The organism is Bacteroides togonis (assembly GCF_900130135.1).
GTDB lineage: Bacteria > Bacteroidota > Bacteroidia > Bacteroidales > Bacteroidaceae > Bacteroides > Bacteroides pullorum.
Window position 1 is genome coordinate 467,064 of the sequence record NZ_LT670820.1, and the last position, 13,306, is coordinate 480,369.

Annotated in this window: 12 protein-coding genes and 1 pseudogene; 7 read left to right on the forward strand and 6 right to left on the reverse strand. The window is 47.8% G+C overall.

The genetic code is table 11. The features are described from left to right. Positions 1–500: pseudogene (locus BQ8005_RS02105) on the forward strand (RHS repeat domain-containing protein); the annotation flags it as partial. A 118-nt stretch (positions 501–618) separates the two neighbouring features. Here BQ8005_RS02105 and spt read toward each other — a convergent pair. Further along, on the reverse strand, positions 619–1,806 hold the full coding sequence (spt, locus tag BQ8005_RS02110) for a serine palmitoyltransferase (protein ID WP_075316880.1): 1,188 nt from the start codon (positions 1,804–1,806) through the stop codon (positions 619–621). 193 nt (positions 1,807–1,999) lie between these two features. Between spt and BQ8005_RS02115 the strand changes: the two genes are divergently transcribed. From BQ8005_RS02115 to BQ8005_RS02125, 3 genes are read left to right on the forward strand one after another with little or no spacing between them, the layout of a single operon-like run. Next, positions 2,000–3,049 carry a diacylglycerol/lipid kinase family protein gene (locus tag BQ8005_RS02115; RefSeq protein ID WP_075316881.1) on the forward strand — a complete coding sequence of 350 codons (1,050 nt, stop codon included), beginning with the start codon at positions 2,000–2,002 and terminating at the stop codon, positions 3,047–3,049. 58 nt (positions 3,050–3,107) lie between these two features. Next, entirely contained in the window at positions 3,108–4,865 is a 1,758-nt protein-coding gene (gene aspS / locus BQ8005_RS02120) for an aspartate--tRNA ligase (RefSeq protein WP_021848492.1), read from the forward strand. Between the two features lie 24 nt (positions 4,866–4,889). Next, positions 4,890–5,270, forward strand: a complete 381-nt coding sequence (locus tag BQ8005_RS02125) for a GtrA family protein (protein WP_021848491.1) — start codon at positions 4,890–4,892, stop codon at positions 5,268–5,270. A 25-nt stretch (positions 5,271–5,295) separates the two neighbouring features. On the opposite strand, the gene BQ8005_RS02130 is transcribed toward BQ8005_RS02125, so the two are convergent. The 3 genes from BQ8005_RS02130 to BQ8005_RS02140 are packed head-to-tail and all read right to left on the reverse strand — an operon-like array spanning position 5,296 to position 7,788. Continuing rightward, on the reverse strand, positions 5,296–6,180 hold the full coding sequence (locus tag BQ8005_RS02130) for a carbon-nitrogen hydrolase (protein WP_021848490.1): 885 nt from the start codon (positions 6,178–6,180) through the stop codon (positions 5,296–5,298). A 34-nt stretch (positions 6,181–6,214) separates the two neighbouring features. Continuing rightward, on the reverse strand, positions 6,215–7,246 hold the full coding sequence (locus BQ8005_RS02135) for an agmatine deiminase family protein (RefSeq protein WP_075316882.1): 1,032 nt from the start codon (positions 7,244–7,246) through the stop codon (positions 6,215–6,217). 2 nt (positions 7,247–7,248) lie between these two features. Further along, positions 7,249–7,788, reverse strand: coding sequence for a ferredoxin domain-containing protein (locus BQ8005_RS02140; RefSeq protein ID WP_075316883.1), 540 nt, complete (start codon positions 7,786–7,788; stop codon positions 7,249–7,251). 197 nt (positions 7,789–7,985) lie between these two features. Between BQ8005_RS02140 and BQ8005_RS02145 the strand changes: the two genes are divergently transcribed. Together BQ8005_RS02145 and BQ8005_RS02150 are read left to right on the forward strand one after the other, a co-directional pair. Further along, positions 7,986–9,080, forward strand: coding sequence for a Nif3-like dinuclear metal center hexameric protein (locus tag BQ8005_RS02145; RefSeq protein ID WP_075316884.1), 1,095 nt, complete (start codon positions 7,986–7,988; stop codon positions 9,078–9,080). A 5-nt stretch (positions 9,081–9,085) separates the two neighbouring features. Then, positions 9,086–9,916 carry a zinc ribbon domain-containing protein gene (locus BQ8005_RS02150; protein WP_075316885.1) on the forward strand — a complete coding sequence of 277 codons (831 nt, stop codon included), beginning with the start codon at positions 9,086–9,088 and terminating at the stop codon, positions 9,914–9,916. Between the two features lie 87 nt (positions 9,917–10,003). Here the strand turns inward: BQ8005_RS02150 and BQ8005_RS02155 are convergent, their stop codons facing one another. Further along, positions 10,004–10,525 (reverse strand): FHA domain-containing protein, encoded by a 522-nt coding sequence (locus BQ8005_RS02155; protein ID WP_021848485.1) that lies wholly within the window; start codon positions 10,523–10,525, stop codon positions 10,004–10,006. A gap of 38 nt (positions 10,526–10,563) precedes the next feature. Then, on the reverse strand, positions 10,564–11,712 hold the full coding sequence (locus tag BQ8005_RS02160) for an HU domain-containing protein (protein ID WP_075316886.1): 1,149 nt from the start codon (positions 11,710–11,712) through the stop codon (positions 10,564–10,566). A gap of 143 nt (positions 11,713–11,855) precedes the next feature. Between BQ8005_RS02160 and BQ8005_RS02165 the strand changes: the two genes are divergently transcribed. After that, positions 11,856–13,280: a capsule assembly Wzi family protein gene (locus BQ8005_RS02165; protein WP_075318846.1), complete on the forward strand. Its 1,425-nt coding sequence runs from the start codon at positions 11,856–11,858 to the stop codon at positions 13,278–13,280. The last annotated feature ends 26 nt before the right edge of the window (positions 13,281–13,306 follow it).

Consider the following 13,306-nt stretch of genomic DNA (forward strand, 5'->3'; position numbering starts at 1 on the left):
CCGCCGTGGTGAGCCACACGCACACGGCCGGCGGGAAGCCCACACTCACGGAGGTCACCGAGTACACCTACGACCACGCGGAGCGCCTGACGAAGGTGGAGCACACGCTGGGCGGCGTGACGGTGACGCTTGTCTCGAACACGTACGACGAGCTGGGCAGGCTGCAAAGCATGTCTCCGCACGGCAACGCCTCCCAGAAGCTGACCTATGCCTACAACCTGCGCGACTGGCTGACGGGGATCAGCGGGAGCAAGTTCTCACAGAACCTATATTACAACACCGGGAACGGTACTCCCTGCTACAACGGGAACATCAGCGGCATGACGTGGCAGGCGGGTAATGAGACAACGACCCGCGGCTACAAGTTCACCTACGACGGGCTGAACCGCCTGCTTGATGCGGTCTACGGGGAAGGTACTTCGCTAAGCAGCAACGCAGGCCGCTTCACCGAGAAGGTGACAAGTTACGACAAGAATGGGAACATCCTTGTCTTGATATAGCGGAAGTCCGCTGTAAGTTGCAAGGCTGCTCTATAGATGGGTTGGTAAAGTAAAGAAAAAGGCTGTATACATTTTATGTGCGCAGCCTTCTTTATATTTAGCAATATACTGTTATATGTTATTTTATGATATCCAGCTGTTTGAAGCATTTGGTTAACTTCTCAACTGCATAGTCAATCTGCTCCTTGGTGTGCGTGGCCATGAGGGCTACACGTACCAATGTATCCTGCGGAGCGCAGGCGGGCGGGATGACGGGATTGATGAAGATGCCTTCGTCGAAAGCCAGCTTGGTGACTGTGAAGGTCTTCTCCGTATCGCGAACGTAGAGGGGGATGATGGGTGACTCGGTGTCGCCAATCTCGAATCCGGCATTACGGAAAGCTTCCAATGCGTAGTTTGTGATGTCCCACAGGCGCTGGATGCGTTCGGGCTCGTTCTGAATAATGTGGAGCGCTTCGCGGGCTGCGGCTGTTGCAGCAGGCGTGTTGCTGGCCTGGAAGATGTAGGAACGGGCATTGTGGCGAAGCCAGTTGATGACTTCCTTGTCGCCAGCTACAAAACCACCGATAGAGGCCAGTGACTTGCTGAAGGTACCCATAATGAGGTCTACATCGTCGGTTACGCCGAAATGGTCGCAGACACCTCTTCCCTGACGGCCGAATACGCCCAAGCCATGTGCTTCGTCGACGTAAATGCTTGCATTGTATTTTTTCTTCAGGCGGACAATCTCAGGCAGGTTGGCCAGGTCGCCTTCCATGGAGAACACGCCGTCTACGACAATCAGTTTGACCGCATCGGGCTCGCATTTCTGGAGCTCTTTTTCGAGGTCTTCCATGTCGTTGTGTTTATACTTCAGCTGAGTGGCGAATGAAAGGCGGCGTCCGTCGACGATAGAAGCATGGTCGCGGTCGTCACAGATGATGTAGTCGCCTCGGCCTACCAGCTGGGGAATGACACCTTCGTTTACGGTAAATCCGGTGGAGAAGCAGAGGGCTTCGTCTTTTCCTACGAACTCGGCCAACTCTTTCTCCAGCTGTACGTGGATGTCGAGTGTACCGTTCAGTAGGCGTGAGCCGGCACATCCCGTGCCATATTTATCAGTGGCGGCTTTGGCCGCATCAATGATTCGCTTGTCATACGTCAGTCCCATATAGGCATTGGAGCCGAACATCAGGACTTTTTTGCCATCCATCAGTACCTCTGTATCCTGGTGGCTGTCGATTTCACGGAAATAAGGATATACGCCTTTGGCCATGAATTGTTGGGGCAGGTCGTATTTCGCAAATTTTTCTTGTAGTAAACTCATTGAATGTCTTATAATTAGTATGTTTTTTTTGCTCAAGTTTCAAAAACGGGGGCAAAGATAGCAATTTTAGTTCTTTTTTTGCATCGATTGGACTAAAAAAACTACTTATGATTGTTTTAGGGAGAAGTTTTTTGCCATTCTTCTAAGGATTTGTATTACTTTTGCAGGACATGAAAATCCCACTTATTTTGGAATGGACAATAAGGATAAGAAAAAAATAGTTTTTATTATAAATCCGGTATCGGGCACTCAGAGTAAAGAGCAAATCCTGGCATGGGTGAACGAAAGGTTGGACCAGGAATGCTATGATAAAGAGGTGGTCTATACCGAATATGCCGGACATGCTGTGGAGATTGCCGCACGGAAAGCTGCTGAAGGGGCTTTTGCGGTAGTGGCAATCGGAGGTGACGGCACTATCAACGAGATTGCCCGTTCGCTGGTTCATACGGAAACGGCGCTGGGGATTATTCCCTGCGGATCGGGCAACGGACTGGCACGCCATCTGCAGATCCCTATGGAGCCGAAAAAAGCGGTGGATATCATCAACGACGGGGTGACGGACATTATTGATTACGGTAAAATAAATAATGTACCTTTCTTCTGTACGTGTGGGGTGGGATTCGATGCTTTTGTCAGCCTGAAATTTTCGCAAGCCGGCAGAAGGGGACCTCTGACGTATCTGGAGCAGACGCTGCGCGAAAGCTTGAAATACCGTCCGGAAGTTTACGAACTGGAGATGGACGGAAATCCGTCGGCACGCTACAAAGCTTTCCTGATAGCCTGCGGCAATGCGTCACAGTATGGAAACAATGCTTATATTGCTCCGAAAGCTACCTTGAACGACGGATTGCTCGACGTAACGATTCTGGAACCGTTTACGGTACTCGACGTACCGGCATTGTCTTTTCAGCTGTTCAACAAGACCATTAACCAAAACAGCCGCATCAAGACTTTCCAGTGTAAGTCTCTGCGCATTCATCGTACAAAGCCGGGCGTAGTGCATTTTGACGGCGACCCCATGATGGCAGGAGAGGATGTGGAAGTGACTATTGTGCAGAAGGAATTGAAAGTCATCGTGCCCCGTAATGCCGGAAAAGGTTCTGTCAATGTGCTGCAACGTGCACAGGACTATATCAATGGTTTGAAGCAGCTCAACGAGACAATTGTAGAGGATATTTCGCACAAAAACCGTATGATTTTGGATAAAGGTAAAGAGCAGATTAAAAAGCTGACAAAAAAATAGAGAGAGTATTCCAAATATTCCGTACTTTTGCACTCATAAAATCAAAACTCAATAAAAAATGTATAGAACACATACTTGTGGAGAGCTTCGCATCTCCGATGTCAATAAGCAGGTGACGCTGGCCGGATGGGTGCAGCGCAGCCGTAAGATGGGAGGCATGACCTTCATCGACCTGCGCGACCGTTACGGCATCACCCAGTTAGTATTCAATGAGGAAGTGAATGCTGCTTTGTGCGAACAGGCCAATCACTTGGGACGTGAGTACGTTATTCAGGTGACTGGTACAGTAAACGAGCGTTTCAGCAAGAACAGCAACATTCCTACGGGTGACATTGAGATTATCGTGTCGGAACTGAATGTTCTGAACGCAGCTCTGACTCCTCCCTTCACCATCGAGGACAATACGGACGGTGGCGATGATATTCGCATGAAATACCGTTATCTGGACTTGCGCCGTACGGCTGTCCGCAAGAATCTGGAACTGCGCCACAAAATGACTATCGAGGTGCGCAAATATCTGGATAGCAAAGGTTTTATCGAGGTGGAAACTCCGTTGCTCATCGGTTCTACTCCTGAAGGCGCGCGCGACTTTGTCGTTCCTTCACGTATGAATCCGGGACAGTTCTATGCGTTGCCTCAGAGCCCGCAGACGCTGAAACAGCTGCTGATGGTATCAGGTTTCGACCGCTATTTCCAGATTGCCAAATGTTTCCGTGACGAGGACTTGCGTGCTGACCGTCAGCCGGAATTTACACAGATTGACTGCGAAATGTCGTTTGTGCAACAGGACGATGTGATCGAACTCTTCGAGGGAATGGCCAAGTATCTGTTCAAGGAATTGCGTGGCGTTGAGTTGACAGAACCTTTCCAACGCATGCCATGGGCAGACGCCATGAAGTATTATGGTAGTGACAAGCCCGACTTGCGTTTCGGCATGAAGTTTGTCGAACTGATGGACATCCTGAAGGGATATGGCTTCTCGGTATTCGACAATGCAGCTTACATCGGTGGTATTTGTGCCGAGGGTGCAGCCCACTATACACGCAAGCAACTCGATGCGTTGACTGAGTTTGTGAAACGTCCGCAGATCGGAGCCAAAGGCATGATTTACGCTCGTGTAGAGGCTGATGGTAACGTAAAGTCGAGTGTAGACAAATTCTATACGCAAGAGGTACTGCAACAGATGAAAGAAGCTTTTGGTGCCAAACCGGGTGACTTGATTCTGATCCTGAGTGGTGACGATGCAATGAAAACCCGCAAGCAGCTTTGTGAACTTCGTCTAGAAATGGGTAACCAACTGGGACTGCGCGACAAGAACAAATTTGCTCTTTTGTGGGTAGTAGACTTCCCGATGTTCGAGTGGAGCGAGGAAGAAGGCCGTTTGATGGCCATGCATCATCCGTTCACTCATCCGAAGGACGAAGATATCCCCTTGCTGGATACCGATCCGGCTGCTGTGCGTGCTGATGCCTATGACATGGTTTGCAACGGTATCGAAGTGGGAGGTGGTTCAATTCGTATCCACGATGCGAAGCTGCAGGCTAAGATGTTCGAAATCCTAGGCTTTACGCCAGAGAAGGCAGAGGAGCAGTTTGGCTTCCTGATGAATGCCTTCAAGTATGGTGCACCCCCTCATGGAGGTCTGGCTTATGGTCTCGACCGTTGGGTGAGCATCTTTGCCGGACTGGATAGCATCCGCGACTGCATTGCCTTCCCGAAGAACAATAGCGGACGCGACGTGATGCTTGACGCACCGGGCTTCCTCGATCAGAAACAGTTGGACGAACTGAATCTGATTGTAGATGTAAAAGAATAACTTTCTAATCACCTGGAACCGATAGTGAAAGAAACAACACGAATCATCCGCTTTGCGGTAATCGGCACGCTGAATGCACTGATTACTGCAGCGACCATCGGAATCATGATGGGCGTTTTGGGCATTCACTATCTGGCATCCAACGTGACGGCTTACGTGCTTGCACAGACGCATAACTTCATCTGGTGCAAGTACTGGATATTTCCTACAGACAAAAAGAGCAACACCTGGCGGCAGGTGCTGCTCTTTCTTATTGCTTTCGGAATGGCTTATGTTGCCCAATTCCTTTTTCTTATCGTACTGGTCGAACTGTGGGATTGTAACGAATATCTGGCTCAGTTCCTCGGCCTCTTTATCTATGGTACGGTAAACTTCCTGATGAATAAACGTGTTACTTTTCGTTGATCTTCAGTGGTTTACTTCATTTTTTTCAGTCGATAAATCTTTTTACAATACCTTCGTAAGCATCGATGCGGCGATCGCGAAGGAAAGGCCACCATCGGCGTACGTTTTCAGAACGTTCCATGTCGACTTCAACTACTAAATTTTCTGGACGGTCGTTGCTGGCTTGAGCCAAAAGTTCGCCTTGAGGACCTGCTACGAAACTGTTTCCCCAGAAAAGAATGCCATTGGTTTGTCCCGAAGGGTCAGGCTCATGACCGACACGGTTCACGGAAATGACAGGCAGCCCATTAGCTACGGCATGTCCACGCTGTGAAATAATCCAAGCATTCAACTGGCGAGCTTTTTCGTCGTCTGTATCGGTACTTTCCCATCCAATGGCAGTGGGGTAGATCAGCAGTTCAGCTCCCTTCAGTGCCATGAGGCGGGCAGCTTCAGGATACCATTGGTCCCAGCAGACAAGCACGCCTAGTTTGCCAAGCGAGGTCTGTATCGGTTCGAAGCCCAAATCACCTGGAGTGAAATAGAACTTTTCGTAGTATGCGGGATCGTCGGGGATGTGCATTTTGCGATACTTGCCTGCAATGCTTCCATCACGGTCGAAGACTACAGCTGTGTTGTGATATAGCCCTGGTGCACGTTTTTCGAAGAGCGAAGTCACAAGAACAATCCGGTTGGCAGCTGCCAGTTCGGAATAGAAACCTGTAGAAGGGCCAGGGATAGGTTCGGCCAAGTCGAAAAGTTGTGTATTCTCTGTTTGGCAGAAATAAAGTGAGTTGTGCAGCTCTTGCAGTACAACCAACTGTGCACCATGAGCAGCACATGCTTCAATGCTCTTGGCCAAATTCATCAGATTCATCCGCAGGTCAGCGGTATTGGCTTGTTGGATGATGCCTACTTTTATTTTTCTCATATTGTACTAATCTGTATTTTGTTATTTTTTAATTTTATCGTAAGACTCCTATAGGATACTGCATCGTTACACAATGTAGCGACCCGTGTTGGCAGATAAGGGCACGGCAGTCGATACCCACAATCTCGTAATCAGGAAAGGCCTGCTGAAGCACTTCGGCGGCACGGCGATCGTTGTCGGGCTGGTTGTAAGTGGGGTAGAGCACGGCTTCGTTCAGGATGAGAAAGTTGGCATAGGTAGCCGGCAGGCGTTCGCCATCTTCGATGATGGCATTGGCCATGGGCAAGGGGAGCAGACGATAGGGCTCGCCTTTCAAGGTTCGGAACGTTTTCAGTTGTTCTTCCATGAGGCGAAGGGCTTCGTAATGTTCGTCAGTTGTGTCGGTACATTGCACGTATACGATGGTGTCGTTGGGGCAAAGGCGTGCCAAGGTATCGATATGGCTATCTGTGTCGTCACCCGCCAGGTAACCGTGATCCAACCAGAGAACTTGTTGTACATGAAAAGTATTACGAAGGTATGTCTCTATCTCTTTCTGAGTCATTTGTCCGTTGCGATTGGGGGAAAGCAGACATTCTGATGTGGTGAGTAAAGTACCTTTACCATCGCTTTCGATGGAACCTCCTTCGAGAACAAAGCCCAGGCAATTGACATATCTGCCATGCAGTGCATTGGCATCTATCAATCGGCGGGTAATAAGATTGTCCTTATCTGAAGCAAATTTCAACCCCCAGCCGTTGAATTTGAAATCGAGCAGAACAGGTTCGTCAGCATCGAGTAGGGTAATGGCGCCATGGTCGCGTGCCCACGTATCGTTGGTTGCGCATTGTATGAGGCGTACGTTTTCCATATTGACCGTATCGGATATCTGACGTTTCACTTCTTCGGGTTCAGGAGTGACAATGAGAAGCAGTTCGCGAGCAGCTATTTCGCGGGAGATGTGGAGAAAACACGTCTGAACTTCATCGAGCATGTAGGCCCAGTCGGTAGCTGCATGTGGCCAAGTCAGCTGTACGCCACTTTGGCGTGTCCATTCTGCAGGAAGTATGGTTGCGGTTGTTTCCATCTTTATTTATTGGCATCTTTAGGTTTGCGGTCGAAAAATGGATTTTTGGAGGAAGCGCTGACAGGGATGGCGAATACGCTATGGCATTCGGGCAACCATTGCAAGCGTTGGGCAGCCAGGCCTGCAGAGAACATAACGCGGGTATCGACACGCATGTCGGCAGCCGTAGCACAGGCTGAACCGATGGCAATACCTACGTCGACAGTGTTCAAAGCACAAGGAACGCTTTTCGGACGTGCAGCACAGGTGGCATATCCGCAATGTCCACAGTTCAGCCCCTGAGGTTGTTCACGTGTACCTATTATAACCACGCATTCGGCTTGCAATATATTGTCGGCATCGCGCAGAAAGAATTTCATACCGGTTTCTTCTGAAATTTGCCGCATTTCAGCAGAGAGCTTTTGCAAATCTTCATCGGTCGCCATGGCAACTTCGATGGCATCGATACCTTTGCCTTTAGGGGCAGTGCGTGCAGCTGTCATCATTTGTCGGGCCACACTCAGTATGTGTTCGTGACGGACGTCTCTTTCGTTTGCTATCATAGTTGAATGTATTTTTTGAATGAATCAGTGAGACAAAGATACGATAAATATTTGGCTTCATCCGACAAATGACCTTTCTGCCTGCAAAAAAACGTGCTTTTCTACCTATGCCTGTCATTTTTTTGCCGAAAATATCAGATTTTATTTATCACATCCTTACTTTTTACTATCTTTGCATCCAAATTCTCTGTTTTATTATGAAAATAAAGGAGATCGTAAGCGCCCTTGAACGGTTCGCGCCTCTGCCATTGCAAGACGGATTTGATAATGCTGGCCTGCAAATAGGATTGACAGATGCGGAAGCAACAGGGGCTTTGTTGTGTCTTGACGTTACTGAAGCAGTGCTGGACGAGGCAATTGCACTTGGGTACAACCTGGTGATAGCCCATCATCCACTCCTGTTCAAAGGTTATAAATCGATAACGGGGCGTGACTACGTGGAACGTTGTATTTTGAAAGCTATCAAAAACGACATCGTTGTCTATGCCGCCCATACCAATCTGGATAATGCCTGGGGGGGAGTGAACTTCAAGATGGCTGAGAAACTTGGCTTGAAGAATCTGCGTGTATTGGAACCTAAAGAGAATGCGTTGCTCAAATTGGTTACTTTCGTTCCTGTAGCGCAAGCTTCAGAAGTAAGAAACGCTCTGTTTTCCGCAGGATGTGGCTGCATTGGGAATTATGATTCATGCAGTTACAATGTAGAGGGAAAAGGAACATTTCGTGCGCAGGAGGGAACGCATCCTTACTGTGGTACGATAGGTGAGTTGCATACCGAATCAGAAGTGCGTCTTGAGACAATCCTGCCAGCTTATAGGAAAGCAGAAGTGCTTCAGGCGCTGTTGGCTGTACATCCATATGAAGAGCCGGCATTCGACTTCTATCCATTGCAGAATACTTGGCAGCAGGCAGGTGCCGGCGTGATAGGCGAACTGTCGGAGCCAGAGACAGAGCTTGACTTCCTGAAAAAGGTGAAGAAGACTTTTGAAGTAGAATGTTTGCGTCATAACAAACTGATGGGTAGGGAAATACAGAAGGTTGCTTTATGTGGAGGTGCAGGTGCTTTCCTGATGCCGTTTGCCATCCGACAAGGAGCAGACGTGTTCATTACGGGTGAAATAAAGTATCATGAATATTTCGGACATGAGGGCGACATTCTGTTGGCCGAGATCGGGCATTATGAAAGTGAGCAATATACAAAAGAGATATTTTATACAATAATCAGGGAACTGTTCCCCAGTCTGGAAGTACAACAGACCAAGGTGAACACCAATCCCATAAAATACATGTAACAGAAATGGCTAAAGAAGCAAAAAAAGATCAGCAGGAACTAACTGTTGAGCAGAAGTTGAAGACCTTGTTCCAGTTGCAAACAACTCTTTCCAAGATTGATGAAATCAAGACTTTGAGAGGAGAACTCCCCTTGGAAGTACAAGACTTGGAAGACGAAATTGCAGGTTTGAGCACTCGTATCGAAAGAATTAAGACGGAAGTAACTGAACTGAAAACATCCATCGCAACCAAGAAGGTGGAAATCGAAACAGCTAAGGCTTCTGTAGCAAAGTATAAGGAACAGCAGGAGAATGTACGCAACAACCGCGAATATGACTTCTTGAGCAAGGAAATTGAGTTCCAGACTTTGGAGATCGAGTTGTGCGAAAAACGTATCCGCGAGTTTACAGAACAAGAAGCTGCGAAGTCGAAAGAGATGGAAGCCAGTGCAGCTCAGTTGGAAGAAAGAAAACAGGATCTGGAAGTAAAGAAAAACGAGCTGGACGAAATTATCTCAGAAACCAAACAAGAGGAAGAAAAGCTGAGAGACAAGGCAAAAGACTTGGAAACAAAAATCGAGCCCCGTCTGCTTCAGTCATTCAAGCGCATTCGTAAGAATTCTCGCAATGGTTTGGGTATCGTTTACGTACAGCGCGATGCTTGTGGTGGTTGTTTCAATAAGATTCCGCCTCAGAGACAATTGGATATTCGCTCTCGCAAGAAAGTAATCGTTTGCGAATACTGCGGACGTATCATGATCGACCCAGAGCTGGCTGGAGTAACTATAGAGCCCAAAGTAGATGCTACTAAGGAAAAGCCCGCCAGAAGAAGAAGACTTTCTTCGGAAGCTGAATAATAACTATAACAATCAATAAAAAGAAAACGCCTGAGGAATTGAACAGAAAGCCTCAGGCGTTTTTTATTTTATGGGAATCTTAGGGATTTACTCTCCTGCCCGTAATATGAACGTAGTGGCGCCAATGGTGACTATGGCTCCGTCTTCGATACGAACGCGGTCGCGATCGCCCAATATCTCGTTGTTCAGGAATGTTCCTGTCAGGCTGGGAGCATCACGCAGAGTATAGACTATTTCCCCCTGTTTGTTGCGCTTCACGTTGATGATGCAATGGCGACGGTCCATGCTCATGTCAGAAGTTTCAATAGGTACATTGATTTCTGTACCAATGCATCGGCGTCCTATGACGTTGTCGCCTTCCTGTAGCGGGAGTACCTGTTTGAAGCCGAAGACATTCTCAATTACAGTGATGCTACCAAAGGCGTTTTGAAATTCTTTCTCGTCCAGTTTTTCTTCTTTTCGCGGCGCCTGTACTTTGCTTTTGCCCAGTCGGATGCTGAACTGCTTTTTGCAATGGTCGCAAATGAAAACCAAAGACTGGCCTTCGGTATATTTGGTCTCATCGAAGGTTAGAAAATTCTCGCATTTGGGACAACGTACACGTTTCATGCTTGGTGATTGTTATGAGTTCTTCGAAATGATGTTTTTCAATACTTCAGTACCCATGCGTTCTGATAGGCTTTCTGCTCACGGATAACTTGCAAGCTACGATAAGCTTCTGCCTGAGTGGAGAAAGATTCGATGCTAACTCTCATTTTTCCATTGCCGATGATGGCTGAAGCGCCTTCATATCCTTCTTTTTTCAGCTGCTCGGCTGTTGCGCGCGCATCTTTCTCTGTACCTACACTGGCTACAATGATGTGATACGGCTTCTTGACATTCTTAGCTGCCTTAGCTGCAGGAGAAGCCTCGGCGACTGCCGGTTTGCTTTCAACTGGTTTGGTCGGTTGGGCAACTACAGGAGCTTTTTTAGTTTCTACCGTTTTAACTTTCACTTCGCGAACGGCTATCGGCTTCACCTCTTTAGATGTTTGAGCTTTGGCTGCTGCAGTTTGTTTGGCCTGCTGTTTGGCTTTCTGTTGCACCTTTGATGATTGGGGTGTAACGACGGGTGTGACAGCCAGCGATTGCTTTTCCAGCTGCTCGAATATTTCTGTGGGAAGCAAGCGGGCATAGTTGCCTTGAATGGTTTCGGTGTTTTCTATCGGAGTAGAGAACATGAAAAATAAGGCTATGGCAGCAATAAAGGCAACGGCATTGGACAGGTAGGAACGTTTTAACTTCCAATGGTAACTGCTTCTTCTGATACGTCTCGACGGTCTTGCTTCTATAGAAGGAGCATGCAGATGGTTGCGCACTTCTGCCTTATGCAGCGCGGCCAGCGGTTTTATTTCGAAGCTGTCCAGTCCATACAGGCCGGGAGTAGTCATTCGATTGTCATAAGGCGTAAAATTACAAGTGCCATGGACTGTATAGCTTATCTCGCCAATGTTGGGCAGTTCAACTTTGCCATTCTCGTGCAGGCAGGCTACCAGGTTTTGCACTTCCTTGTTTACCATACGGGTGGCGTCAGGGAAGTTGGTGCCATAGACAGCCATATACGATTGTACCAAAAGCCCGTCGTTCATTTTCAATTGCGAGTTGAAACCAATGGTACGGGTAGGGGGAAGGAAAATGTTTTCTTCCTCTATATAAGTAGCCGGATTGTAATGAGCGACAAAGCCTCCAAAATCGGGAACAATGACGCAATCATTCTCCAGTAGCAGTGTTTCTATGTGTCGGGACAATTCAATCATGGTGCAAAAATAGCAGAATTATTGGATAAACGAGTCAAAAGTTCCGTTTTTCTTATCAACAAAATATCAACGAAAGGGCATCTGACTGCTGGATTTTTCCTACTTTTGCACCGTCTTACATTAAAGCGTGCTTATTTATGTATATGAAAGTTGGCCTTTTAGCACTTCTGCTTGCTAGCGTTGGAAGTGCGACGGCACAAAAACAAAACAAGCTCAACTCTTTTGTAGAATATGGAGCTACTGTTCGCACAGGTGACAATACTCCTTTGTGGCAAGTGAGCAATCTGCAGGGATTGGCTTCTCTTGACAATAGTACCTATATCCGTGGTGGTGTCTTTTATAACGACCGATGGGGCAAGTGGGATGTAGAGGCTGGATTGGATGTGATTGCAGCCGCAGGTTTCAGCTCTGGCATCCAGCAGGCTTACGCTGATTTCAGATACAAATGGTTCGGCATTTTTGCTGGAAGCAAAGAGATGACAGCGCCGTTGATCAACAGCCGCCTGAGTAGTGGAGAACTTACCTGGTCGGGCAATTCCAGACCTATCCCACAAATCATGATAGGTATCCCTGAATACCTCTATCTGTTGCCGCGTCTGGCCATCAAGGGAGAAATCTCATACGGCTGGTTTACGGACAGCAATTGGCTGAAAGACCATGCCAACGTGGCTGGAGGAGCTTGGTATACCAAGAATATCAAATACCATCATAAAGAAGGATTTGTACGTATCGGAGTGCCTGACGGTAAATGGCAATTGGATTTTGGCATGACTTTGGATACAGAGTTTGGAGGTCAGAGGGTGACCAGCAGCGGAGAAGTCGATTTGGGAAACACTTTGAAGGACTACTTCCGCATATTTATCCCAGGATCGGCTGACGAAGACAAACCTGCTAACGATGCCTTGTTTTATCAGGGCAATTTTGTAGGGACCGAACAGATTCGTGGAACCTATCGTGGAAAAGACTTCTCGATCAGCGCCTATCTGGACAATTACTTTGAAGACTTCTCCGCCATGGGCAAGCAGAACGGATGGGACGGCCTTTGGGGTATAGAGTTGAAGTTCAACAACTTCCGTCCGATCAACAATGTTGTATTGGAGTTTCTGCAGACCACCAACCAAAGTGGTCCGCTCCATGGACTTCACGAACCTGAGGACGGACCTGTACATAAGACGGGAGGTAGTGACAACTATTACAACAACGGTTTGTACCATGGATGGGCCCATTGGGGAATGGCCAACGGCAATCCCTTGCTTCGTTCGCCCATTTACAATGAAGATGGGAGCATGTCGTTCAAGTACAATCGCGTAAAAGCCCTGCATGTGGGTTGGAGCGGCGAATTTTCCGACAAATGGAACTATATAGCCAAGATGTCCTTTAATCGCACGTGGGGTACACATGGGACGCCTACGCTCGATATCTTGGAAAACTTCTCAGCTTATGTCGCTTTCCAATACATGCCCGACAAGCAGAAGACATGGTTGATTCATGCCTCCCTAGGTCTGGATACAGGAGAGATTTATGGCGACAATCTAGGTTTCCAAATGAGGATACGCAAAGCCTTCTGAAAATAAAAATAGCCCGAGACAAGATG